The organism is Hydrogenophilus islandicus (assembly GCF_054657095.1).
This window is the reverse complement of the sequence record NZ_BAAHXE010000031.1, coordinates 1-24,717: the sequence shown is the minus strand read 5'-3', so window position 1 is coordinate 24,717 and position 24,717 is coordinate 1. Positions and strand designations below refer to the sequence as shown.

At 63.6% G+C, this 24,717-nt stretch carries 16 protein-coding genes and 1 pseudogene; 10 read left to right on the top strand and 7 right to left on the bottom strand.

Annotated elements, in window-relative coordinates:
- Positions 1 to 1,001: DUF4214 domain-containing protein (locus tag ACYQ6T_RS08830; RefSeq protein WP_459830093.1), on the bottom strand; the 1,001-nt coding region annotated here is incomplete at its 3' end.
- A 199-nt stretch (positions 1,002 to 1,200) separates the two neighbouring features.
- On the opposite strand from ACYQ6T_RS08830, the gene ACYQ6T_RS08825 reads away from it, so the two are divergent.
- On the top strand, positions 1,201 to 2,688 hold the full coding sequence (locus ACYQ6T_RS08825; RefSeq protein ID WP_459830098.1) for a mannose-1-phosphate guanylyltransferase/mannose-6-phosphate isomerase: 1,488 nt from the start codon (positions 1,201 to 1,203) through the stop codon (positions 2,686 to 2,688).
- Between the two features lie 6 nt (positions 2,689 to 2,694).
- Here ACYQ6T_RS08825 and ACYQ6T_RS08820 read toward each other — a convergent pair whose 3' ends face one another.
- From ACYQ6T_RS08820 to ACYQ6T_RS08795, 6 genes are read right to left on the bottom strand one after another with little or no spacing between them, the layout of a single operon-like run.
- Positions 2,695 to 3,939 carry a glycosyltransferase family 4 protein gene (locus tag ACYQ6T_RS08820; RefSeq protein ID WP_459830091.1) on the bottom strand — a complete coding sequence of 415 codons (1,245 nt, stop codon included), beginning with the start codon at positions 3,937 to 3,939 and terminating at the stop codon, positions 2,695 to 2,697.
- Positions 3,936 to 6,314, bottom strand: coding sequence for a glycosyltransferase family 4 protein (locus tag ACYQ6T_RS08815; protein ID WP_459830089.1), 2,379 nt, complete (start codon positions 6,312 to 6,314; stop codon positions 3,936 to 3,938). The genes ACYQ6T_RS08820 and ACYQ6T_RS08815 overlap by 4 nt, the downstream gene beginning before the upstream one ends.
- Positions 6,315 to 6,318: 4 nt before the next feature.
- Positions 6,319 to 7,341, bottom strand: coding sequence for a glycosyltransferase family 4 protein (locus ACYQ6T_RS08810; RefSeq protein ID WP_459830086.1), 1,023 nt, complete (start codon positions 7,339 to 7,341; stop codon positions 6,319 to 6,321).
- An 8-nt stretch (positions 7,342 to 7,349) separates the two neighbouring features.
- Complete coding sequence (locus tag ACYQ6T_RS08805) at positions 7,350 to 8,726, bottom strand: class I SAM-dependent methyltransferase (protein ID WP_459830084.1); 1,377 nt, start codon at positions 8,724 to 8,726, stop codon at positions 7,350 to 7,352.
- 16 nt (positions 8,727 to 8,742) lie between these two features.
- A complete protein-coding gene (locus ACYQ6T_RS08800) occupies positions 8,743 to 9,960 on the bottom strand; it encodes an ABC transporter ATP-binding protein (protein ID WP_459830082.1) in 1,218 nt (405 codons plus the stop codon).
- A gap of 10 nt (positions 9,961 to 9,970) precedes the next feature.
- Positions 9,971 to 10,747 carry an ABC transporter permease gene (locus ACYQ6T_RS08795; RefSeq protein ID WP_459830079.1) on the bottom strand — a complete coding sequence of 259 codons (777 nt, stop codon included), beginning with the start codon at positions 10,745 to 10,747 and terminating at the stop codon, positions 9,971 to 9,973.
- 107 nt (positions 10,748 to 10,854) lie between these two features.
- Between ACYQ6T_RS08795 and ACYQ6T_RS08790 the strand changes: the two genes are divergently transcribed.
- The 9 genes and pseudogenes from ACYQ6T_RS08790 to ACYQ6T_RS08750 form a co-directional block, all read left to right on the top strand.
- Complete coding sequence (locus ACYQ6T_RS08790; protein WP_459830077.1) at positions 10,855 to 13,767, top strand: hypothetical protein; 2,913 nt, start codon at positions 10,855 to 10,857, stop codon at positions 13,765 to 13,767.
- A 192-nt stretch (positions 13,768 to 13,959) separates the two neighbouring features.
- The gene (locus tag ACYQ6T_RS08785; protein WP_459830074.1) at positions 13,960 to 16,740 is read left to right on the top strand and encodes a tetratricopeptide repeat protein; all 2,781 of its coding nucleotides are present in this window, start codon (positions 13,960 to 13,962) and stop codon (positions 16,738 to 16,740) included.
- Positions 16,728 to 18,167 carry a mannose-1-phosphate guanylyltransferase/mannose-6-phosphate isomerase gene (locus tag ACYQ6T_RS08780; protein WP_459830072.1) on the top strand — a complete coding sequence of 480 codons (1,440 nt, stop codon included), beginning with the start codon at positions 16,728 to 16,730 and terminating at the stop codon, positions 18,165 to 18,167. The genes ACYQ6T_RS08785 and ACYQ6T_RS08780 overlap by 13 nt, the downstream gene beginning before the upstream one ends.
- Before the next feature lies 1 nt (position 18,168).
- Complete coding sequence (gene gmd / locus ACYQ6T_RS08775) at positions 18,169 to 19,272, top strand: GDP-mannose 4,6-dehydratase (RefSeq protein ID WP_459830069.1); 1,104 nt, start codon at positions 18,169 to 18,171, stop codon at positions 19,270 to 19,272.
- 3 nt (positions 19,273 to 19,275) lie between these two features.
- The gene (locus tag ACYQ6T_RS08770) at positions 19,276 to 20,373 is read left to right on the top strand and encodes a GDP-L-fucose synthase family protein (protein ID WP_459830068.1); all 1,098 of its coding nucleotides are present in this window, start codon (positions 19,276 to 19,278) and stop codon (positions 20,371 to 20,373) included.
- Positions 20,370 to 20,906 carry a class I SAM-dependent methyltransferase gene (locus tag ACYQ6T_RS08765; RefSeq protein WP_459830065.1) on the top strand — a complete coding sequence of 179 codons (537 nt, stop codon included), beginning with the start codon at positions 20,370 to 20,372 and terminating at the stop codon, positions 20,904 to 20,906. Before ACYQ6T_RS08770 ends, ACYQ6T_RS08765 begins: the two co-directional genes overlap by 4 nt.
- 52 nt (positions 20,907 to 20,958) lie before the next feature.
- A complete protein-coding gene (locus ACYQ6T_RS08760) occupies positions 20,959 to 21,402 on the top strand; it encodes a hypothetical protein (protein ID WP_459830062.1) in 444 nt (147 codons plus the stop codon).
- An 84-nt stretch (positions 21,403 to 21,486) separates the two neighbouring features.
- Complete coding sequence (locus ACYQ6T_RS08755; RefSeq protein ID WP_459830096.1) at positions 21,487 to 23,709, top strand: FkbM family methyltransferase; 2,223 nt, start codon at positions 21,487 to 21,489, stop codon at positions 23,707 to 23,709.
- Between the two features lie 364 nt (positions 23,710 to 24,073).
- Positions 24,074 to 24,717, top strand: a pseudogene (locus ACYQ6T_RS08750) (hypothetical protein); the annotation flags it as partial.

The window sequence follows — 24,717 nt, the reverse complement described above, 5'->3', positions numbered from 1 at the left end:
TTAATGAATGCATCACCCGCAATGGCCGACGTCCCAGGCATATAAGCAAAAGCAGCTGCCTTGCTATTTGTCGGAACCATGTTAAAGCGAATATCCCCTGTTCCTGAGGTGAAATCAATGGAAAGCTGAGTGAGTTGATTGATTTCCCCAATGACCTTGGTGATGGCATCCCGAACGGGCTGCGAGACCGGCTGCCAACCTGTTGTCAAATCACCAGAAATGGTGCTGTCGACACGAACACCTTGATATTCAGGTGGAATGGACGAGTTGTAGCTGTAGGTCACGGTGGTTTTGTCCCAATGGTAACCGCTATCGAGCGCCTGGACAATGAGACTTTCTTTGGAGAGCAGCGTGTCCCTATCGATGCCGCTCACTTTGTGGCTTCGACTTTCCGCGAGGAAAAGCAGTTTAACGGGGTCTCCCGGATCCGCTATAGTGTCGCGCACGAATGCCAGCACCTCTTCGGGAGTTTTGACCGTCGAACTGGCGGCGCTCACACCCTTGAGCCAGTTGCGCGCTGCCTGGGCGTCGGCATCGCCACTGTAGTTCGCTACGGGCGTAGCTGATCCGAAGTTGGCGTCGGTCAGCGGCACTCCCGCCACCGCCTCGGTAAAGCGGTTCGCCACCGTGACTTTATTGTTGATCGCCACCCGGTCGGCCCCTTGGGCGCCATTCAGCACATCCAGTGCGATGTTGCCTGGAGTAAAGCGCCCGCTCAGAAACCCATCGATGTAGAACTTCCGCCCGCCTGGGTCTGGGGCACGGTTAAAGAGCGCCTGATAGATCGCATCGACCACATTGCCGATCGTGTTTGAGTTGACCGCACCGTAGAGTCTGTTCGCCTCGGCCGACGTGGCAAAGGCGTCAATGATGCCCGATAGGTTGCCGCCAGCTTGATCGAGGCGGTTGGCCCAGTAGGCTAGACCTCCCGGGTCTGCAGGGCGCTGGTAGTAAGCGATGTAGAGCTTTTGAATGGTATTGAGCGCATCGATCGACGGCATGGGATCCTCCACCCAAGGGAAATTCGACGCCTATAACGTGAATTTACACCGTGCGGCGTCTGCCTACAATCGCTTGCGGCCTCTCATGGAGCAGGCTTTTGCCGGCAACGCCTCCACCTCGCTTCCGCTCGCCTCCCTTGACACCCCTTACCAACCCCTTTACCATTCCCCCTTTCCCAAGCGTGACCGAACCACCCCGATGCTCCTTCCCGTAATCCTCTCTGGCGGCGCCGGAACCCGACTCTGGCCGATTTCGCGCGAAATGCGTCCGAAGCCCTTCATCCGCCTTGCCGACGGGCAGAGCCTCCTGCAAAAGACCTTCCTGCGCGCGCAAAAGCTCCCCGAAGTCACCGCAATCCTCACCGTCACCAACCGCGACCTCTACTTCCAAACCAAAGACGAATACCAAACGCTCGAAACCAACAACACCTTCGCCCACTTCCTCCTCGAACCGCTCGGCCGCAACACCGCCCCGGCCGTTGCGCTCGCCGCCCTCTACACCCATCACCACTTCGGCGCCGAGACGCTCCTTCTCATCCTCCCCGCCGACCACTTGATCAGCGACGTCGCCGCGTTCCAAGATGCTGTCACCGCCGCCCTACCCCTTGCCCGCACTGGCAAACTCCTCCTCTTTGGCATCACCCCCACCGCCCCCGAAACCGGCTTTGGCTACATCGAAACGGGCGAACTGCTCGCCGCCCCCGACGCGCTCCCGCACCCCCCCGCCGCGCGCGAGCAACCCCTCCCCCTCGCTGTCCGCCGCTTCGTCGAAAAACCCACCGCCGAGCGCGCCCGCGAGATGGTCGCAACCGGCCGCTACTACTGGAACGCCGGGATCTTCCTCTTCACCGCCGAAGCGATCCTCGAAGCGTTCGCGCACCACGCCCCCGAACTCCTTGCCGCCGCGCGCGCCGTCTGGGAGCAGACCCTCGCCAGCCTCCCCCCAGCAACCCACCCCACCGCGCCCCCGCCCGTTGAACTCCCCCGCGAACCCTTTGCCCAGCTCCCCGACATCTCGCTCGACTACGCCGTGATGGAGCACGCGACGAACCTCGCGGTAGTCCCCTGCGCCATCGGCTGGAACGACATCGGCTCGTGGAACGCCTTGGCCGCGCTCCTTCCCTCCGACGAACACGGCAACCGCACCCTGGGCGAAGCGCTCCTCATCGACACGCGCAACACCTTCGTCCAGAGCGAAGAGCATCTCGTCGCCACCGTGGGGGTGGAGAACCTCATCATCGTCGACACCCCCGACGCCACGCTCGTCGCCCACCCCGACAAAACGCAACAGGTCAAAGAGATCGTCGCCCACCTCAAAAAACGGGGCCACGACACCTACCGCCACCACCGCACCGTTTTTCGCCCGTGGGGGAGCTACACAGTCCTCGAAGAGGGCCCGGGCTTCAAAATCAAAAGGATCGAAGTGCGCCCCGGCGCGAGCCTGTCGCTCCAGATGCACCACCACCGCTCTGAACACTGGATCGTGGTCCAGGGGGTCGCCCGCATCACCAACGGCGACTCCGAAAAACTGATCCACACCAACCAATCGACCTTCATCCCCGCCGGCCACAAACACCGCCTCGAAAACCCCGGAAAAATCCCCCTGATCCTCATCGAAGTGCAAACCGGCGAATACCTCGGCGAAGACGACATCGTCCGCTTTGCCGACGACTACGGGCGGGCATAAACCGCGCTACCCCGCCGCGAGCCGCACCGCCCGCACCGCCGCCGCGGCGCACGCCGCCCACGTAAAGCGCTGCGCCCGCGCAATCCCCCTTTGCGCCAACGCCTGCCGGAGCGCCTCATCCTCAGCCAACCGCACCATCGTCTCCCGCACCGCGTCGCCGTCTTCGGGCGGCAACAACAACCCCGCATCCCCCACCACCTCGGGCAAGGAGCTTTGATTGCCTACCACCACCGGCGCCCCACACGCCATCGCCTCCACGGGCGGCAGCCCAAACCCCTCATAAAACGACAGATAGAAAAACCCCGCGGTATGCGTATAGAGCGCCGCCAACCCCTCGTCGGGCACAAAACCCAAAAAGCGCACCGACCCCTCTGCCCGAAGCGGCGCCGCGAGCGCTTCGATCGCGTCGGTCATCCACCCCTTCATCCCCACCACCAGAAGCGGCCACCCCTCCCGCACCCGCCGCGGCAGCATCGCATACGCCCGCAACACCGTCAGCCAATTCTTGCGCGGCTCAATCGTCCCTACCCCCAAAAAATAGCGTTGCGGCACCACCCCTGCCCGGGAGAGCCAGCGCTGCGCCTCCTTCTCCCCCACCGGCGCAAAGACCCGATCGACCCCGGGATAGGTCACCACCACCCGCTCATCGGGCACACCAAACCACGCCTGCAACCGGTGCTTCGTTGCCTCCGAGACCACCGTCACCACCTGCGCCTCGTTAAGCGCTCGCGGCAGCTGCTCCTGCATGATCCGCACCCGCTCCGCCGGATGCCATTCCGGATGGTCGAAGCAAGAGAGATCGTGCACCGTCACCACCAGCCGCCTCCCGCCCCCCCACACGCACGGGACAAAATTGGGTGCCCACCACACTCCCTCCCGCATGGGGTGCGCCCCCGCAAACCCCTCCGTCGCCCCTGCCCCTCCCACCGGCGCCAAGCCCTCTCCGCGCGCCGCTGCGTGCCACCGCCTTGCCTGCCACGCGCGCCACGCCTGCCGCACCACCCCAGCCCCCAACCCCCGCGCCACCCGCCGCGCCGCGGCCACCACTGCGTCGGACCACCGCCGCTCGGCAAACCGCCGCACCGCCTCCTCCGCCGGCCACAGGCGCCCTCCCGCCCACACCATGAGCGCCAGCTGCTCCTCCTCGGCAACGGCCGCCAACCCCTGACCCAAACCGAACGCGAACCGCCCCACCCCCGTGCGCGGCCACCGCCACGTCTCCCCCTCGAAGACCACCGGCAAGCGACTCACTGCGCCTCCGCAAACCACAAGCGCTGCAACCCTGCCCACGCCCCGTCGGCCACCACCCGCCAGGAGAAGCGCATCGCCCCCTCCCGCGCCCGCACGCGCGCTTCGTCCCACGCTGCAGAATCCCAACCGCGCAACAACTGAGGGAGCTCCTCGCGCGCTGCCACCACCGCCAACTGCTCCTTGTGCAAAAACTCGAACCCGCGCAAACCAAAGGGCGTACTCACCACCACCGCACCGCTCCCCACGTAATCGAGCACCTTCAAATTGCTCCCCGACCCGAGCACCATCGGATTCCACCCCACATCGGCTGCCGCCAAAAGCCCGCGCAACTGCGCCTCATCCACCACCCCCCACGCCACCACCCCGTGCGCCGCCGCTGCTGCCGCCACCTCGGGGTGATGACACACCCCCCCCACCAACCAGTGGTGCCACCCCGGCAACTGCGGCACCGCCTCGCGCAACCACCAGAGCGCCGCCTCAACATTCGGCTCGTGCCACGACCCCACAAACACCCCCGCTGGCCGCTCGGGCTCGGAGACGCCTGCGCGCGCACGCAGCGCCACTTTTTCCCCGGCGAGCAGAAAAGCGCGCTCCTCCGGCGCCCAGCCGTTCGGCACACACCGCCACGACCGCCCCGCCACTAACTCCGGCCAATGGCGCGCGAAAGTCTCCCGATCCTCCTCTGAAACACACCACACCTCGGCCGCCCGCCGCACCACCCCATACTCGGCTGCGCTCAACCACGCCAGCGCCTCTTCCGCCTCCTCGCCGCGCCACATGCCCTGCTTCAACGCCCACTCCACGTTGTGCGCGTCGTAGATCACCGGCCCCTGCCACGCCCCGGGCAACAGCACCGCCCCATACGGATGGGTGAGCACCACCGCCCGCGCGCCACTCAACCGCCCCGCCACCTGCCAGCGCACCTCCTGCCACAACTCCCCGTGCGCCCACAACGCCCAATCCCCTGCCGACACCCCGAGCTTCTGGCTCCACTCCTTCGCCAGCGCCGCAAACCCCTCAGGCGTCCCCAGCTCCTCGACGACAAACTGCCCCTCCACCACCCGCCGTCCCGCCTCGCCGCCGAAACAGACCACCCGCACCGGTACAAAGGCGCTTAACCCCCGGTAGAGCGACCAGACCCGCCGCGGCCCGCCGCTCAACGGTGGCCGCAACGGAAATGGCGACACCACCACCAACTCCCCCGGCGGCCGCTCCGCCAACCCCAACGCCGCGAAGACCCTCCCCCAGCGCACCTCGCCTGCGGTTGCCACCGCCCCCACAGCCAACGCCCGCGCCCCCTCGGGGTCAGCCACCACCGCCGCCAACCGTTCGCGCAGCGCCGCGACCGACGGCGCGCACACCCACCCATTCACCCCGTCGCGGACAAACTCCCGCACCCCACCGCTATCGGCCGTCGTCACCACCGGGCACCCCGCCCCCATCGCCTCGAGCGTCACCAACCCCATATCCTCGTCAAACGGCACAAAGACCGCCACATCGGCCTCCGCATACGCCTCGGCCAATGCCGCGTCGCTCAACCGCCCCAAAAAGCGGATCCGCTCATCCCCTGCCGCCAACGCCCGCAGCCGCCCCTCCTCCGGCCCCCACCCCACCAAGCGCAACTCCGCCGCCCCCGCGACGCCGCGAAACGCCTCCACCACCCAATCCAACCGCTTCGGCCGATCCCACCGGCTCGCTGCAACGAACACCACCTCCCGCCGCCCGTGATGCACCCGCGGCACCACCCGCAACCCCGAAGGATGGGGCGCAACCCACACCGCCGCCTCAGGCGGAAAATAGCCCGGGCGCGTCCGCACCCGCTCGGAGATCGCCCCGTACCGCCGCACCTCCCCTCGCGCCAACCCCACCCGATCCCAAAAGCGGACGCACGCCCGCAAAAGCGGCGACGGCAAGCGAAACGCCTCGTGCCCCTCCCCCACCGCCGCGCGCAACCGGGCAAGCGCCGCAAAGAGCTCCGCCGCCGCCTCCCGTGTCGGCTCCCCCGCCAGCACCGCCCGCACCGCCTGCCACTCCTCCCCTGCCGGCCACGCCACCTCAAGCGGCAGCCCCTCCGGATAGGTCTCATACAACCCCCGCAACGGATGCTGCAGATAGACCACCTTATTCGGATGCCCCACCATCCACGCCGGATACTTCGTCGCCACCACCAGATCAAAGTGGCTCAGGTCCAACCGAAAAAAGGCCTCGTAACTCGCCACCACCTCCCAAAAGGTCCGCTCCGGCGCCACCACCTTCAGCAACTCCACCTCGTGCGCCGTCTCCCGCTGCAACGCCCGACACAAATCCCACCAAAACCGCTCCGCCCCCCCAAAAACAAAAGGCACCCCGCTCGGTGCCACCACCGCCACCCGCATCCCGCTACTCCTCGCCCAACAGCCGCGCCACCACCCGCTCCCAACTGATCCCCATCGTCAGGTACCGCTCCCGCCCTGCCGCCCCCATCTCGCGTGTGCGGGCGCGGTTCGCCCACGCCGCCTCCACGGCCTCCGCAACCGCCTCCGGCTCAGGCGCCACCACCCACCCCGTCCCCCCATCCACCACAAACTCCAACGGCCCGCCCGAATCGGTGCACGTAATCACTGCTTTACTCGCCAACATCGCCTCAAGCGTCACATACCCCAAATCCTCGTCGTGCGGCCCGAAAAAGACCGCCGTCGCGTGCGCGTACCACCCCAACTGCTCCGCGCGCGAACAATGGCCGCGTAACCACACCCGGTCCCCAAGCCCATACTGCGCGATCAACCGCCGCAACTCCGCCTCCTGCCCCCCCGTGCCGGTCAGCACAAACCGCACCGGCGCGCGCACCAACCGCGCCGCCTCGATCAACAACCACTGCCGCTTCAACCGCTCCAAGCGGCTCGGGAAAAAGATATACCCCTCATCCCCTGCACACCCAAACCGCTCCGCGTCGGGCGGCGGATGGTAGAGCGGCTCGGCCGTGACCCCATTAAACGCCAACATCCGCTCCGCTACCCGCCGCGAATTGGCAAACAACCGCTCGGCGGCGGCAAACGCCCGGTTGTCAAACGCCACCACCTCGTCGCGCAACGCCAAAAGCGCCGGCGTCTCCGGCACCACACTCCCCAACAGCTCATAGACCGCCCGATGCTGATGCATCACCCACACCACCGAGCGCGGATGCACCATCCCGTAGGCCGGAAACTGCAACCCCACCACCAGATCGGGCGACGGCCCCGAAAGCCGCCCCAAATCGAACTGCGCGCAAAAGCGCATCCCCGCCGCCACCGCCTCCTCGGGCCAAAAACGGAACGGCACCCGCAAGAGCTCCGCCTCGTGCCCCGCCGCGCGAAGGGCCGCCACCAACCCCGCCATATGGGCCTCCGCCCCCCCCTGGACAAAGGGCACATGCGTTGCCGTCACCAACACCCTCATCGCTTCACCCCGCGCACACAAAAATCCTGCGCCCCGTGCAACCACCCGTTCAACCGCTCGGAGGCCGGATCGCTCGCCTCGATCCGCCCGGGAAGCGGATGCAACCGCACCACCTCCACCGCGTCAAACCCCGCCCAGCGCAACGCAAACGCCAACAACTCAGGCGTGAGCGGCCGCAGGTGCGTCGGATCATTGAAAAAGTGGTGCGTCGCCACATAACCGTTCTCCGGGTTCGGCGTCTCGAAAAAGACCAACCCCCCAGGCCGCACCACCCGAAACGCCTCAATGAGCCACGCCAACACCGCCGCAAAGGGCAGATGCTCCAACACATGAAGCGCCGAGACCACCGCGACACTCCCCTCCGGCTGCCCCCGCAGCCACTCAAGCCCATCCGCAACCACCACCGGCACCCCGCGCGCCACCGCCTCCTCGGCCAACGTCTTACTTGGCTCCACCCCCAACACCCGGTGCCCATGCCCCTGCGCCACCGCCAACCAATCCCCGCGGCCACACCCCAAATCGACCACCAGCTCCCCCAGATAAGGCGCGACCCACGGCAGATACCCCCGCACCCGCTCCGTCACCAAAGCAGCGTCGCGAAACGAATCCTCCAGATCGCGATAGAACCGCTCCACCACCGCCTCGCCCACCGGAGAAGCGGCGCCCGCACTCCCAGCCGCCCCCGCCTCCGTGATACTCCCACCGCGCTCGCTCGCCGCCACCAGCCGCGCCCCCTCCACCGCCGTCGTGCGCACCGCCGCCACCTCCTCATTGAGCCGCCCCACCTCCCCAAACAACCGCCCCAACTCCTTCGCCGTCGCTGCTTCCAGCCGCTCAAGCGCCTGCGCCACCCCCTCCCCCCACGCGCGCCACCGCGCCCACTCCGCCTCCTCTTCGCGCTCGGCCGCCTCCCACCGCGCCACCCCAAACGCCAGCGCGCGCAGCGCGTCCCGCCGCCAGAGTAGATCGCTCAAGCGCGCGCTCAGCCGCTCTGCCCCCCACCGCTGCAGCACATGCCACACCCGCGCCCAGCGGCGCACCCCCGCCACCGCCGCCCCCTTGCTCCGCCCCTCGGGGCTTTCGACGAGCGCTGCCAACACCGCGATCCGCCCCAACCAACTCCCCGTCCACCCGCTGTAAGCCGCCGCGCCGCTCGCATCCACCGCCCGCCCCAACACCACCGCGTAGGCTGCGGCCAAAAACTCCCCCTCCGGCACCAACGCAAACCACCACCGGTCCACGGGGCCACTCGGCCACACCGCCCCCCTTTGCCCCCGCGCCGCCGGCACCGCGATCCGCTGCTCCGCTGCCGCCAGCCGCGCCCCCGTCTCCTCCGCCAACCGCTGCAACACCTGCTGCCACTCTGTCGTCATACCAGCCTCACCCATCTCACGCACCACACGCCCCATCACCATCCGCCACCCACGCAAAATCGCGCACCGGCAACCGCACCACCCCCGCAAACGGCGGCCCCACCACCCCCGCCACCTCAAAACTCAACGCCCGCTCCCACCAATGAAAACACCGCCCCACATGGTGCGCCCCCGGGTGGAGCGCCACCGTCACCGTATACCCCCCCGGCGCCAACTCGCACCGCCACCGCACCCGCACCTCCCCCCGCTCCCCCGCGCGCCACGAAAAGACCCGCCCCCACTGCCACGAATTCATCCCGAAAACCTCCACCCCAAAGCGGTCGCGCACCGCAAACCCCACGCTCACCTCCGCCACATCCTCCGCTGCCGCCACCGGCAACACCAGCTCCACCTCCTCGCCGCACGCCACCTGCCGCACCGCCACCCCGCCCACCGCGAGCACCGGCGGCGCGCAAAACCGCACCTCGCCGCTCCCAAACCCGCCGGCCGCCACCTCCTCGACCCTCTCCCCCCCCACCAACCGCAGATACTCCGTCACCACCGGCTCCACCGCCCCGCTCGCCCGCACCGTTCCAGCCTCCAGCAACACCGCCCGGTCCGCGACCTGCCGCACCGCGTTCAAATCGTGCGACACCAGCAGCAAACTCCCCCCCTCCCCCTTGAACCGCCGCAAAAAATCCCAACACTTCTGCTGAAACGCCGCGTCCCCCACCGCCAACGCCTCATCCACCACCAGACACCGCGCCCCCGCGTGCGCCGCCACCGCAAACCCCAACCGCATCACCATCCCCGACGAATAGGACCGCAACGGCCAATCGATCGCCCCCTCCAACTCCGCAAACGCGACGATCGCCTCCTCCTGCCGCCGCACCTCCTCCTCCGTCATCCCCAACAGCAACCCATTCAACCGCAGATTCTCCCGCCCGCTCAACCGCGCGTCAAACCCCGCCCCGAGCTCCAACAACCCCGTCACCCGGCCGCTTCGCTCCACCCGCCCCTCGTCGGGAACCAACACCCCCATCACGAGCTTCAACAGCGTCGACTTCCCCGCGCCATTCCGCCCGATGATCGCCACTGACTCCCCTGCCGCCACCTCCAGATCCACCCCCCGCACCGCCCACTGCACCGTGTGGCGCTGCCGCCCCGTGAGCGCCTCCCACAACCGATCCGCCGGCCGCCGATAGTGCGCAAAACGCTTCCCCACCCCCACACACCACAACCACACCGCACTCATCCCAGCCCCCTCACAACACGTCGCGCACCGCGCCGTGCGCCCGCCGCCACACCCACCACGACCCCGCCGCCACCACCGCCGCAAACACCCCCAACTTCGCGACCAACTGCCAATCCGGCCACCGCCCCCACACCACCGCCGCGTGCGCCACCTCCACCACCCACGCCGCGGGATTCACCGCCAACGCCCACCGCAGCACCTCCGGCGCACCTTCGGGCAGATACACCACGGGCGTCAGCCAAAACCACAACCCCAACACCAACCCCAACACCTCCCGCACATCCGGGACAAACACCGTCACCACCGCCAACAGCAACCCCAACCAAAAGAGCACCCACACCATCACCGCCGCAAGCACCGGCACCACAAGCCAACTCACCCCCACATACCCCACCGCCGCCAACCCCACCAAGAGCACCGCCAGCGCCAACCCCGCGCTCAACCCCTCCGCCACCACCACCGCCGCCACCAACCACCACAGCCGGATCGGCGTCTTCTTCGCCAACCCCGCCCCGTCGGCAATCGCCCCCGCCGCCCGCTGCAACCCATTCCCCCACCACCACCAAAAAATAAGCCCCGTCAAGAGATAGACCGCGTACCCCCCGCGCCCCAACACCCCCTCAAGCGCCCCTAGCCGCGGCGCCATCCACTCCGAAAAGACCAACCAAAAGACCCCCATCTGCGCCAACGGCAGCACCCCGCCCCACACCGCACCCGCCCACGTCCCCGCGTAGCGGTCCAACCACTGCGCCCGCACCAACCGCCACAACACCGCCCGGCTCTCCACCGCCACATCTCCTTAGCCCAACTGTTGCAATAATACAACAACCACCCCTCTCTTTCGCCCCCTTTTGCCGGTCTCGCGCCACCGCGCTATTGACAATCCGAACCGCTTTGCTAAGATATAAGGGTCAGTACCGGCGTTCTGCATTTTGTGTCACTCAACGAGGAGAAATCAGATGGCTGCTTCAACCTATTTCAACACCGTTCAAAAAACTCTACATCGCTTTCTATCAGCGTCCTGCTGACCCCAGTGGTCTCGTCTACTGGGCTTCGCGGCTGGACGCTGCCGGCGGGAGTCTTTCGGGCATCATTGATGCTTTTGCCACCTCCGCTGAGGCACAAGCGCTCTATGGCACCATCAACGCCAACACCATTGGCAACGTCGTCGACGCCATCTACCAAGCGCTCTTCAACCGTGCCCCCGACGCTGCCGGGAAACAGTTCTATGTGAACGGCTTCGCGGAAGGCCGCTTCACCCCCGGCTCGATCGCTCTGGACATCCTCAACGGCGCCCAAGGTGACGACCTGGTTGCGATCAACAATAAAGTCACCGTTGCGAACCGCTTCACCGAAGCCGTCGACGGCCGCGCGATGACCAGTTCCGACTTCGGCACTGGCACCACCTTTGCCGCCACCTACGCGGGCGACACTGATGCCCAAGCTGCGCGCACGTTCCTCGCGGGTGTCACTTCTAGCCCCGCAACGCTCAAGACCGCAGACGAAGTGAAGTTGGTAGTTCAGACAACGATTGCCGACCCCACCGATCCGATCAAATCGGCACCTACTGGCCAAATCTTCACGCTCACTACGGGCAACGACTACGCCGACACCACCACCGCCTTCCTCAACGGTGGTAGCGTGACCAGCACCTTCAAGTTCACGAGTGGCAACGAGACGGTCAACGCCGCCGGTGGTACCTTCAGCAACGGTGACATCCTGGTCGACGGTTCTACCACCGACAACGACGTGCTCAACGCCACGCTGACCGGAACCACTCCGATTCCAGCTAACCTGACCAACATCGAAACCCTGAAGCTGAATCTGGCGGGCAACGGTGCGGGTCTGGATTTTGCCGGCATCACCGGCGCCAAGACGGTTGAGATTTCCGGTACGCAAAATGGCGTGCTCTCCAACGTCGCTGCCACCGCCCCTGAAGTGACGCTCACCGGCGGCTACGACAAGACCCTGACCGTCGCCTTCGACACCCTGGCTGGCACCAGCTCCAGCAACCCCGAAACGCTCAAGGTCAACTTGAACGGCGCGGGCTCCAAGGCCGCGGTGCAGATCAACATCGAAGGCACCGCCAACACCGGCAGCCTCGAGCAGCTCACCATCAACTCGGCCGGCACCGCCGCCAACACCCTGACCGTCGGCACCACCGATTACGATGGCACCAGCACCGGCTACGCCTCTGCCGCCGGCATTACGAAGTTCACGGTGACGGGTGACCAAGCGCTGACGCTGAAGGTCGATCACGCCACCATCAGCACCAAGACGGTTGAAAAAACCGGCACTGGCGCGCTGACGCTGGACATTGATCGTGGCGCGGCGACAACCCAAGTCACGAGCCTGGCTCAAGCGGCGGGTTACTCCAACCTCGTTTTGCGTGGCACGGGCGATGTCAACGTCTCCGGCATTGCCAACGGCGCCACCGTCACCATCGTTGATAGCTTTACCGGCGGTAGCGCCGACAGCCTGAGCGTCAAGGTCGCAGCCACGGGCACCAACGACAGCCTCACCCTGGTGCTGGATCACAAGACCGACGCCACCAACATCAGCTTCGGCAACGCCGCGTTTGCGGTCAACGACATCGAAACCGTCAACATCGTCTCCAAGGGCGGCGACTCCACCGGCCACCAGCTGGGTGATACGGCCTCGAACGGCGGCTTCGAAGCCAACGCCGCCAAGACGATCAACATCAGTGGCGACACCAAGCTCACGCTCCGCCTCGCCACCGCCACCAAGTTCGAAACCCTGAACATCGAAGGCACGGGCAAGCACGCCATCGACTTCGTCGGTACGAGCGCTGTTACCTACGCCTCGGGCAAGAATGTCACGGTCAACGCCGGCACGGCCACAGGCGATCTTACGCTCGACCTGTCGCAGGTCCAGTTGGATACCGGCACCTCGACCATCGAAACCCTGTCGGTGACCACCGGCAGCGGCAAGGATACGCTGACCTTCGGCTCGACGCTTGCGGGTGCCAAGCTGGTGGCGGACGCTGGCGATGGTGACAACACCATCGTGGTGACAGGCGATGGCAGCGCAACCGCCAATATTTCTGGCGAGATCAGCATCACCACCGGCGCGGGCAAAGACACTATTGTTTTCGGCGACTCCTCGACGGCCTACGGCGGTGCTACCACCCTCGAATCCTCCTCGGCCAAGGTGACCATCACCACCGGCGCGGGCGACGACGTGGTCAAGCTCGGCAACGTCACTGCTGCCGGCAAGGGCTCGACGGTTGACCTGGGCGATGGCGCGGACAAGGTGTATGTGGGCATTGCCGGCACGGGTACGGCCATCATCACCAACGAGATCACCATCACCACCGGGGCAGGGTCGGATACGGTGTATCTGTACGCTCCGGATGCCGCCACGGGCACGGGCCAAGCGCAAAAAATCGTCATCACCGACTTCACCGCCGGCACGGGTGGTGATGTGCTGAACCTCACCGGTTGGGTGGTCACGGGCTTTGCGACGAGCTTTGCCAGCGCCAACACCAACGGGCAGGCCGCGCTTACTGGCGGCACCGGTGAGAAAGGCCTGTTCAAGCTGGGCGCCTTCGATGCCGCGAAGATCGCCAACGGCACTGGCACCGATGTCGCGTTCAGCATCAGCAACAACGACACCGCCATCGCCGTGCTGTTCAACAACAACACCGGCCTGACCGAGGTGTGGATTGCCTACGATTCAGACGCCGGCACCGGCACCGACGTCGTCGTCGAAAAGATCGCCACGCTGGAAAACATCACCCTGACGGGGATTGCGGACCTGAAGATCGAAAACTTCAGCTTCGCCTGATGGCTGCACTCAGGGCAGGCGCCTGCCTGGCCCTGGGTGAGCGACCGTTGCGCCCCAGAGGCTGGCCTCTGGGGCGTTTTTTCGACGGCCTGCCTGCCCGCCACCCCTGTGGGGGTTGATTCAGCGCTGACGCCAGCGCCGGCACGACGCGTGCCCGCTGACGTCAGCGTTGCTGAAGGAGAGTTGCACGCCATGAGCAAAAAACTCGCCCGTGCGCCGCGCGCCGCGGTGTCCCGCCCCAAAGTCAGCCCCGCCGACACGGCGATGTCACCACTGGAGCGCGCCAAAACCCGCCTCGGCCTGGGCGACAAGCTCGAGCTCGGCGAAGCGCTGGCCGCCATCCGCCGCGCGCTGGACAACCACTGGCTGCTGGAAGCCGAGATCCTTGCCCGCTTCGTCCTCCTGAACCGCCCCGAAGAGCCCAACGCCTGGGCCTTGCGCGGTGAGGCGGCGCTGGCCGACAACGACCCGGCCTCCGCCCGCGTCTATTTTCACGAGGCCCTGCGCTGCCTCGACTTGCGCCCGGCCGTCGAAGACCTGCGCCGCCAGCGTCACCTCTACTGGCGCGCGATCGCCGAAGCCAACACGCGCCTCAACCGACGCGAAGAAGCCGAAGCCGCGCTGCTGGAGGCCGCCCGCCACGACCCCAACGCCCGCGTGCAAGCCAGCGCCAGCAACGCCGCCACGCTTCTGAGCCGCGCCTACCCGCTGATCCTGCAAAACCAGCTCGACCAGGCCGAACCCCTCATCAAGGCCGTGCTGCAAGCCGACCCGGCCAACGCCGCCGCCTGGCAGGGGCTGGCGGTATTGCAGCACAAGCGCGGGCTTCATGACGAAGCCCTCAAGGCCATCGATCGCGCCATCGAATTGAACCCACGCGAGGCGGGTTTTTGGAACAACCGCGGCGTGCTTTTGAAACCCCTGGGTGCGCCGAAAAACCCCGAGCGCATCGCTGCCTATCAAAAAGCCGTCGAACTCAACCCCAACTTCAAGGAAGCCTACTCCAACCTTGCCGATGCGTTGATGAACGAGGGCCGCTTCGACGAGGCCTCCGCCGCGCTCGACGCAGCGCTGGCCCTCGACCCCAACTACGTCGGTGCTGCCATCAACCGCGCCAACCTGCTCAAACTCTGCGGCAAGAAGCGGCAAGCGCTTGCCGCCATCGAGGCCGTGCTCGACAAAAGCCGCCACCCCGAAGCGCTCAACATCAAAGGCGCGCTGCTGCTTGAAACCGGCGACGCGCACAAGGCCGTGGCCGTACTCGAAGAAGCCCGTGCGCTCGACACGCGCAATGCCTCGATACTGAACAACCTTGGCAACGCCTACCTGGCCACCGCGCGGCCGGCCAAGGCCATCGAGTGCTACCGCGCCGCCGTGCTGCTCGCCCCCGGCATGGCCGAGGCCCAGGCCAACCTGGCGCTTGCGCTGCTCACCCAAATCCAACACGGCGCCCCACGCGGCGAATACCTGGCGCTTGCGAAAAACCACCTCGCCGTCGCCCAGAGCCTCAACCCGAAACTCCCGCAGCTCTTCGTGGCCGAAGGCATCCTCAAGGCGCAGCACGAAAACGACCGCGCCGCGGCCCAGGCCGCCTACGAAAAAGCCCTCTCTCTGCAACCCGAATCGGTGCAGGCGCTCTCAGGGCTTGCCAGCCTCTACGCCGACATGGGCGAGCGCAAAAAAGCGCGAGACCTCTTGCGGCGCGCCTATGAGCTCGCCCCAGACGACACCGACATCGCCACCAGCTACATATTTGCCCTCAACTACGACCCCGACAGCACCCCAGAAGAGATCTACCAGGCCGCGCTCGCCTACGGCCGCCACATCCAAAACCGCGTTGGCGCCCCCTACACCGACTGGCCCAACGACCGTAACCCGGAGAAACGCCTCAAAGTGGGCTTTGTCTCCGGCGATTTCCGGCGCCATCCGGTGGCCTACTTCACCGTCGGGCTTTTCGAACACCTGCCGCGCGAACAAGTCGAGGTCTATGCCTACCACAACCACATCGCCAGCGACGACATGACCGCGCGCATCAAGGCCGCGGTGGATCACTGGCGCACCATCGCCGAATTCTCGACCGAACAGGCGTGCGAACTCATCCGCGCCGACGGCATCGACATCCTCATCGACCTCTCGGGCCACACCGGCTACCACCGGCTGGACGTGTTTGCCAAGAAGCCGGCGCCGGTGCAGGTGACGTGGTTGGGGTTTGTCACCTCCACAGGCCTCGACACCGTCGACGCACTCCTTGTGGATGCAACAACCGTTCCCGATGCGGATCAGCGTTTCTACGACGAACGGCTCGTCCGGCTGCCGGTAATCGCTTCACTTGATCTACAAACGGACTTGGCGGCGAAAATCGCTCCGCCGCCGTCGCTGGAGCGTGGCTATGTGACTTTTGCCAGCTTCAACAACCTGATCAAGCTCAACGAACAGGTGATCGAAACCTGGGCGGAAATTCTGCGTCACGTCCCCAACGCTCAGATCTTGCTCAAATACCGGCAAATCAATGATCCCAAAGTGCAAGAAAGATTGCGCACTGCTTTTTCCGAAAGAGGTATTTCATCTGAGCGCATCAGGCTGGTTGGTTCGATTCCTAACCGTCGGGAAGCACTCGAATATTGGAGTGAAGCGGATATTGCGCTCGATCCATTCCCTTACAATGGTGCAACAACTACCTTGGAAACGCTTTTTATGGGCGTGCCTACGATCACACTGTACAGTGATCGCTTCTCAGGACGGATGACTGCTGGGTACCTCCATGCAATGGGTTTGGATGAACTCATCGCTGCCAGTCGTCAGGATTATGTAGCCAAGGCGGTCGCTCTGGCGAACGACTCGAAACGACTGATCGCCTACCGCAAAACCTTACGCTCGACATTACTCCAATCCTTGGCTGGCAACCCAAAAAGCTTCGCCCCGCATTGGCTGACGGCGGTGCGCACCCTTTGGACAGAGTGGTGCCTGAAGTGACATGTGACCTTATCCCTATCGTTCTTTCTGGTGGTGCCGGTACGCGGTTGTGGCCGATATCGCGCGAAGCGCACCCCAAGCCCTTCATTCGGCTACCGGATGGGCAGAGTCTGTTGCAAAAAACCTTTCTGCGTGCGGCGAGCCTGCCGGGCGTACAACGCATTCTCACTGTTACGAACCGGGACTACTATTTTCAAACCAAAGACGAATATCGATCCCTGGCTGCCTCGGTCGAACCGCTCTACTTGCTCGAACCCTGTGGGCGCAATACCGCACCAGCCATAGCACTTGCAGGGCTCTACGCCCAGGGACATTTTGGGCCACACACGCCCTTGCTCATCCTGCCGGCCGATCACCTGATCGAAAAGCTCGAAGCTTTTCACCAGGCCGTCGTTGCGGCTGTAACGTTGGCGCAACAAGGATGGCTGGTCACCTTTGGGGTCAAACCAACTGCTCCAGAAACAGGCTTTGGGTACATCGAAGTAGGCGAATCAATCGCACACGGCACCGGATTGAAAGCGCAGCGATTTGTCGAAAAGCCAGACGCGATGCGTGCCGAAGAGTATCTTGCCTCTGGCCGCTTTTACTGGAATGCGGGCATGTTCTGCTTTACCGCAGAGGCGCTGCTTACCGCAATGGAAACGACCTGCCCGGATCTTCTTGCAGCTGCGCGTAGCGTTTGGCAGCAGACCGAAACGGCGGCAAACCCGGTTGAACTCCCGAATGCGCTGTTCGGAGAATTGCCCGACATCTCCATCGACTACGCGTTGATGGAAAAGGCCGCGAACGTTGCGGTGGTTCCCTGCGACTTGGGTTGGAGCGATATTGGCTCATGGAACGCGCTGGCCGAGCTAACCCAAGCCGACGATGCGGGCAACCGCTGCATCGGGGAGACGATGCTTTTGGATTGCCGCCACACTTTCGTTCTGAGCGAAGCGCATCTCGTTGCGGCCGTGGGTGTCAAAGACCTCATCATTGTCGATACCCCAGATGCCACGCTCGTTGCCCACAAAGACAAAGCACAGGACGTGAAACGGATCGTCCAGCAGCTCAAGGATCGCAACCACGACGCGTACCGCGTCCACCGCACCGTTTACCGTCCGTGGGGGAGTTATACCGTGCTCGAAGAGGGGCACCGCTTCAAAATCAAACGCATCGAGGTCAAACCGGGAGCCAGCCTCAGCTTACAGCTACACCACCACCGCTCGGAACACTGGGTTGTCGTCACGGGTATGGCAAAAGTCATCAATGGCACGCAAGAATTCTTCGTGAGACCCAACGAATCGACCTATATTCCTGCCGGACAACCGCACCGTCTCATGAACCCGGGCACCATCCCGTTGATCATGATCGAGGTGCAATGTGGTGAATACCTGGGCGAAGACGATATCGTCCGTATCGAAGACCAATACGGAAGGAAAGCCTAGTATGAAAAAAGCGCTCATCACAGGGATCACCGGGCAAGATGGGGCCTATCTTGCCGAATTTTTGCTCGCCAAAGGCTACGAAGTGCACGGCATCAAGCGGCGAACGAGTCTCTTCAATACCCAACGTATCGACCACCTGTTCATCGATCCGCGCGAGGGTCAAACCCGGTTCTTTCTCCACCATGGGGACATGACCGACTCGTCCAGCCTCATGCACATCATCCAGAAAGTGCAGCCAGACGAAATCTACAACCTTGCTGCGCAAAGCCATGTAGCGGTTTCTTTCGAAGAGCCGGAATACACCGCCAATGCGGATGCGTTGGGGACCTTGCGCATTCTGGAAGCGATTCGCACGTTGGGTCTGACGAAACAGACGCGCTTCTACCAAGCCTCGACCTCAGAACTCTTTGGCAAAGTCCAAGAAATCCCGCAAAAAGAGACCACACCCTTCTACCCGCGCAGCCCGTACGCGGCAGCCAAGCTCTACGCCTACTGGATCACCGTCAACTACCGTGAAGCCTACGGAATCTTCGCGTGTAACGGCATCCTCTTCAACCACGAATCGCCCATCCGCGGTGAAACGTTTGTCACGCGCAAGATCACCAGAGGACTTGCGCGCATCAAATTGGGACTGCAAACGTGTCTCTACCTGGGCAACCTCGACGCCAAGCGGGACTGGGGTCATGCTCGGGACTACGTCGAAGCCATGTGGCTGATGTTGCAGCAGCCTGAGCCGGAAGACTTCGTCATCGCCACCGGCGAGCAATACAGCGTGCGCGACTTCGTCAACGCCGCCGCGCAGGAACTGGGCATGAAAATCTGCTGGGAAGGCAAAGGCATTGAAGAAAAAGGTTTCCTTGAGCCTTGTACCTTGCCCCTTGAAACTCGGCGCCCCATCGTCGCCGTGGATCCGCGCTACTTCAGGCCCACTGAAGTCGAAACGCTGTTGGGCGACGCCAGCAAAGCCCGGCAAAAACTGGGTTGGCAGCCAAGGACTTCATTCCAAGCGTTGGTCAAGGAAATGGTTGCATCGGACCTCAAAGCGGCAGAGCGCGAACGTTTGATGAAAACCCATGGACAGGCAGTGTTCGAATGGAGGGAGTAGGTCATGCAAACCCCAAACGCGATTCCACTGAATGCGCGGATTTATGTCGCTGGCCATCGTGGTCTCGTGGGTTCTGCCCTTATGCGTCAGCTTGCGACGCGGGGATACCGCAACCTCATCACCCGTACTCACGCGGAACTCGACCTCACCCGCCAGACGGACGTGGAAGCCTTCTTCGCTGCCGAACGGCCGGAATACGTCTTTCTCGCCGCAGCGAAAGTGGGGGGCATTTACGCCAACGACACGTATCCGGCAGAATTCATTCACCAGAACTTGGCAATCCAGACCAATGTCATCCACGCCGCATGGAAATATGGCGTCAAGCGTCTACTCTTTCTCGGCTCCTCCTGCATCTACCCGCGGGATTGTCCTCAACCGATCAAGGAAGAATATTTCCTCACCGGCCCGCTGGAGCCAACCAACCGGCCCTACGCGGTGGCGAAGATCGCCGGCATCGAAATGTGTTGGGCCTACAACCGGCAGTACGGCACGCGCTTCCTCGCCGTCATGCCCACCAACCTCTACGGCCCCAACGACAACTACGACCTGCAAAACAGCCACGTCATCCCGGCCATGCTGCGCAAATTCCACCTGGCCAAGCTGGCGATGGAAAAGAACTGGTCCGCCGTCGAAGCTGACGAACGCCGCCACGGCCCCATACCGGAAGACATCAGGCGCGACCTTTACACCACCTGCTTCGAGGGCAGACCCCCGCGCGTGGTGCTGTGGGGCACCGGCACACCGCGGCGGGAATTTCTTTACAGCGACGACCTGGCCGACGCCTGCGTGTTCCTCATGAACCTGCCGGATGACACATTCGACCAACTTCTTAGGCCTGCAGCCAACCCCCTTGAACCTTGCCCCTTGCCCCTTGCCCCTGTAATAAACATCGGCACCGGCACCGACCTCACCATCCGCGAACTCGCCGAACTCGTGCGGCAGGTCGTGGGGTATGAGGGGGAAATCGTGTTCGATGCAAGCAAACCCGATGGCACCCCGCGGAAAGTGCTGGATGTGGGCCGGCTCACCGCGCTGGGCTGGCGGCCGAAGGTTGTATTGCGACATGGCCTCGAAAACGCTCTCACGGAGCTCAGTCAATGAAACTCCACCTCGGTTGCGGAAAGCGTTACATCCCTGGTTTCGTCCACATCGATGCGATCGACTATCCGCATGTGGATCACGTGGCCACCATCGACAATCTTTCCTTCATTCCGGATGCGTCGGTCGATCTGATCTACAACTGCCATGTGCTCGAGCATTTCAAACGCCGAGACGTGCCGCGGGTGCTGAAGGAATGGCATCGCGTGCTCAAGCCGGGTGGCGTGCTGCGCATCTCAGTGCCGGATTTCGCCCAGATTTGCGTAGTCTTAAAGCGATTCGGCAAGCTCGACCTCGTGATCGGTCCGCTGTTTGGGCGACAGGACTACATCTACAACATCCACTACAACGTCTTCGACTTCGACTCGCTTTCACGCGCCCTCACCGGGGCGGGTTTCGTCAACGTCCACCGCTACGACTGGCGGGACACCGAGCATGCCGATGTGGATGATTTCTCCCAGGCCTACGTGCCGCATATGGACAAGGAAAACGGGATTCTGATCAGCCTCAATGTCGAATGCAATAAGTCCGGTTGAACGCCAAGTGATTTCGCTGCCAGGTCGCAAACGTTTGCGTTGGAGCGCCTGGGTGGGCGCTTCGCCGTTGCGCCGGATGGGGCACGCCGCGCTGGTGGCTGCCGCCACCTCTTTGTTTGCGCGGGTACTCGGCTTTTTCAAGGAAATCGTCGTTGCGGCAAGTTTCGGCTTGTCGGGCGAGTTGGATATCTATCTGGTCGCATTCGTGTTGATTGGCATGCCATTGAGCATCTTGCTCAATGCCGTGCAAACGGCGTTGATCGCGGATTTGGCTGCCAGTCCGGAGCCCGCGTCGGCAGCCCGTCGTTTTTCATCGACCGTCTTTCTCACGCTGGTCGTGCTGGCGCTGGTGTTGCCGCTTTGGCTCCTGCTCCTGCCGCATGCGCTGCCGTGGCTGGCCGCAGGGTTTTCTCCCGACAAACGACAGGCGCTGGAAACCGCGCTCGTCTGGCTGGTTCCCTACTACTTTCTGACAGGATTCAATTTGCTCGACTAAAGGGAAAATGAAATGCATAGAACAAATTGGGAAGTTCGGCTGAGAACAGGGGCTGTATTGTGCGTACAGCCGACCGTGAAACAAATGACTACGTATATCCTACTGGAGCAGGAGGACTGGTTTGAAGCCGAAATCGATTTCGTGCGCCGGCTCACGGGACCTGGGGCGATTGCGTTGGACATCGGCGCCAACCACGGCGTGTATGCCATTTCCATGGCCGCCGCAGGGGCTGCACAGGTGATCGCCTTTGAACCCACTACCGCTGCGGGCAGCTTATTCGCAGCTGCCATTGAAGCCAACGGCTTCGAGGCACGGGTATCTTGGGTGCACGCAGGGCTTTCCGATCACAGCGGCGAAGCGCGAATCGCTACAGGGCTAAACACGGAACTCTCCAACCTGCAGGGGGGAGGAGAACAATGGGAATCCATCCGTCTGTTGACCCTGGACGACTTCGTGGCCCGTCACCCGCTACCGTCGGTTGACTTCGTGAAAATGGACGTGGAAGGTGAAGAGCGGGCGGTTCTCCGTGGCGGGCGTCGCTTCTTCGAGACTCACAGTCCCCTGGTGATGTTCGAACTCAAACACGGTAACGTGGTCAATGAGGGCCTAATTGAAGATTTCCAAACCTTGGGCTACGAAATCTGGCGATTGGTGCCAGGTGCCCGCGCCCTTATGCCGTTTGATCGGTCCAAAACCGATGGCTACTTGCTCAATCTTTTCGCTGCCAAGCCCGATCGTGCGCACCGCCTGGGCACGGAGGGTCTGCTGGCGGACGGAAAGGCAATCCAAGCCGCATACCAGGCTTGGAGCAGCCGCCCGGCTAGCGCTGGCGCGGTGCTCGATGTGTTGGCCCAACAACGATGGGCGCAGCCTCACCTAGAGGGATGGCGCGCCAACCACACCAAGGTTCCGCCTCTCTTCTGGAGCGCGCTATTGGCCTGCCTTGCCGCCAGCGAGGGCGCGCGTTCAGCGGCGGATCGCGTGGGCGCGCTCGTGTATGCACTGGACGCGACGGCGCGCCTTTCCGGCGCAAGCGACGCCGACATGGCAGTCTGGATTCTGCGTCTGGTGGCACTGGATGCCCTTGGGATGCGCAGCTCTGCTGTGGGGCTGGCCAACCAGTTGCTCACAGCACTGGCCCGGCATCAATTTCCCTCTTGGCCCTATTTGCCTCCTCTGGAGGATTTTTCACAGGTTGAAGCCTGTCAGCCTAACCAGTGGCTTGCTGCGGCCTTGCAGGAATTCGTGTTGCGTAACCAGAGTTTTTCTTCCTATTTCGGAGTCAACGAACATCTGCTCAAATCCGCTTTAGCCAATCCTTATCACACTCAGCGCGTGGATCGCACTGTGCTGTTGTCCTCGTTACGCGCGGGACGCCAGGTCGTCGTATCGGCAGCGCATCCACTATTCGATCCGGCCAAGTCCATCAACGCCACCTTGTGGCGGGAGGTGGTTTTCGGGCGGGTTCCCACACCGGTGAGGAAACAGGCTGGGCGTGTGGCGATCGTGGACGTAGGAGCCAGCTCCCACGGCAAGCTGACCGAGCCCTACGCCCCACTCATCCTTCTTGGACACGCGCAGGTAACGGGCTTTGAACCGAACCGGCAGGCATGCGAGCAATTGACGGCACTGTATGGTGCGGACGGGACGTTCCGCTTCATCCCGGAATTCGTTGGCCGGGGTAGCGAAGCGACATTTCATGAAACCAACTGGTTCATGACCGGCTCGCTTTATGCGCCGAACGTCCAACTTCTGGAACGTTTCCAGGGCCTGGCTGAAGTGACGCGACCCGTGGCAGAACATCAGGTGCGTACCGTTGCCCTAGCCAACGTGCCTGAAATCGAGACCCTCGATATGCTGAAGATCGACGTTCATGGTGCCGAGCTTGATGTTTTTCAAGGCGCCGGGGCGCTCCTTGATAAGGCACTCCTCGTCTGGACGGAGGTGGAGTTCCAGCCGCTCTATTTAAATCAGCCGCTCTTCGCCGAGGTGGACGCTTTTCTACGGCAGAGGGGATTCAGCTTTTTTACCTTCGACGGCATCGCCAGCCGACTCCTCAAGACTTTCGTAGGAAGCGGTGGCAGCCTCGCGATCAGACGCATGCAAGCGCTCTGGGCCGATGCGATTTACATACGGGCAATAGAACAGTGGGAAGAGCTTCCAACGCCTCGTCTCGCGAAGCTCGCACTCCTGCTCGATCTGGTGGTAGACGCGCCGGATTATTGCCACCATGCCCTCACTCTCATCGACCGCCGAGAAGGAACTCGCCACGCCGCCATTTATTTGCAGCGACTGAGAAGCGAGTAAGGGCGATAATCAACGCATATGCTGTGCCATCCATTGTGCTGGTGAAAAAATCCGATAGGCTACTTTTTGCGTCTTTTGGGTCTGCCGCGCAGTCGGTTTCTGGCCTGTTTTTGTTCCCGACAAGCGCTGTCAGACCCAAACAATCTGAGACACCCGCATCTATCCGGGTAAATGATCGCGGCAAAAGCTGCTCCCACGGCGCCTCCTCTCGCTTCGAGAGCAAGCAGGCGCTGAGCAAGGCCGCAAACGAATGAAACTTCGGCATGTAACCGCGCCGCTTTCTCCGCCGCCGCGCTAAAATGGCGCTCACGACACGGGGAGGTGCAAGCGGGGGGCGGCAATGGCGAAGTCATTCACAAACGGCGTGAGTCTTCACCGCCTGCTGGAAACCGCCCCCCTTCCCGCCCTCCAGGCGTTCCTGGCCACCATCGACAACGAACGCTACGCCGAGGCCTTTCACCCGGCGCCATGGAGCCTGGCGCAAGCGGGCGCCGACGCGGCGAGGCTGCGCAGCGAGCTCATCGCCATCGCCAACGCGCTCGCTGCCGACGCTGCCGTTCCCCTCGACCGCCACGCCCAGCGCATCCTGACGCTCGCCGAAGGACGGGGCAGCGAGACCATCCAGCGCGTTGCCGCCAAGCTCTTCGAGCAAACCCATATCGAGGCCTTTGCCGCCCAGCTCGATGCGCTCGCGCGCAGTCTGTGGCTCTATCTGCATCAAGCGCAACTCTTTGACGAGGCCGAAACGCTCTTTTATGCCGACCACTACCGCAACTTCGGGCGGCTCTACGAAGCCTTCGAGGTCGATGGCAACCTTCCGGCCGAATTTGCCTGGGACGCGACGGTCAAGGAAGCGCTGGAGCAGGCCATCCAAACTCGGCTCGAACTCTCGGGGCGCTGCACCGTCACCCATCTGCGCGTCGATCCTCGAGCGGGCGCCGCGCCCGATCGCCTGCAGCACCTCCTGATCGTGCGTCACGGCGGCCCCCTCTCCAGCGTTGCCGAATA